The following is a 1,100-nucleotide window of genomic DNA, read 5'->3' on the forward strand; positions in this document are numbered from 1 at the left end:
CTAGTGTAATGAATTGGGCGGCAAAGGCGAGATTTTCGCTCGGGAGTCGTTAATCCAGCTCTTGGTCAGGGTATAGGCGACGGAGAGGACCAGCGGACCGATGAAGATCCCGACCAGTCCCAAGCCACCAAGACCTCCGATGACGCCAAGCATGATGAGAATAAGCGGGATATCGGCCTGCTTGCGGATCAGAAACGGGCGCAAAACATTATCGATGATGATCGTGATAATGGTCACAATTAGCAGAAGCACTGCGGGCATCAGCCCCTGATCAAAATAGACCCAGATCACGGCTGGGATCAGGGTAACACCAGGGCCCGCCTGTAACAGACAGACCATGAAGGTGACTGCTGTCAGAATACTGACCCATGGCGCACCTGCCAGTTTCAGCCCGATCCCCGCCACAGCGGCTTCAACGACCGCCGTTACCGTGACGCCGAATGCAACACCCCGGATCGTATAGGCGGCAAGCTGAAGCATTTCCCGTCCCCGGCTGCCCGCGAGAATGCTCACCAGACTCTCAGCGACCGCAATTGCCGATTCAGCGCGCATGAGAAGTACGCCCAGAATGATTAACGTAAGCACGAACTGGAGGGCGAGAAGACTGAAACTTCCCGCATAAGCCAGAAAACTATGAATCAAGGTCTCAGGAGACGGCATGACTTGCCTGACCATTTCCGGAAACTGCATATGCTGCATCCTGGCCCACAACGGACCAATATGTGGTCCAATCAAAGGAAGTCGTGCAAGCCACCTGGGCTCATCCGGAAGACGCAGAATAGACGCAGACGAGGCGAGGGCGGCGATATCGTCGAAGTGACTTGAGACTGTCGTAATGGCGAGCCACAATGGCAGGATGAACAGCACCATCGCGATCAGAATGGTCAAGGAAACGGCTGCTCGTCGGCTGTTTCCAACCCAGCCCTGAAGATGGAGCAGCATGGGCCAAGTCGTAACTGCGATCGTGATGGCCCAGATCGTCGCTGGCAGGAATGGTTTGAGAATCCAGATCGCGCTAATAACAACGCCGCAGGCCAGCAGGGCGACCAGAACGGACCGGGTGCTGTCCTGCGGACCATTCTGGAAAAGATCTGGCATCT

General features: G+C 55.7%; 1 protein-coding gene. It reads right to left on the reverse strand.

The features are described 5' to 3' along the window. Positions 1 to 1,098, reverse strand: coding sequence for an AI-2E family transporter (locus tag JK176_RS14865; RefSeq protein WP_211588403.1), 1,098 nt, complete (start codon positions 1,096 to 1,098; stop codon positions 1 to 3). Positions 1,099 to 1,100: the final 2 nt, after the last annotated feature.

Origin of the sequence: Gluconobacter sp. Dm-73, from assembly GCF_018256215.1 — a bacterium.
In the GTDB taxonomy this organism is placed as follows: domain Bacteria; phylum Pseudomonadota; class Alphaproteobacteria; order Acetobacterales; family Acetobacteraceae; genus Gluconobacter; species Gluconobacter cadivus.

Coding starts and splice junctions, on each gene's coding strand:
- JK176_RS14865 (WP_211588403.1), bottom strand. CDS start 1,098: ATGCCAGATCTTTTCCAGAATGGTCCGCAGGACAGCACCCGGTCCGTT.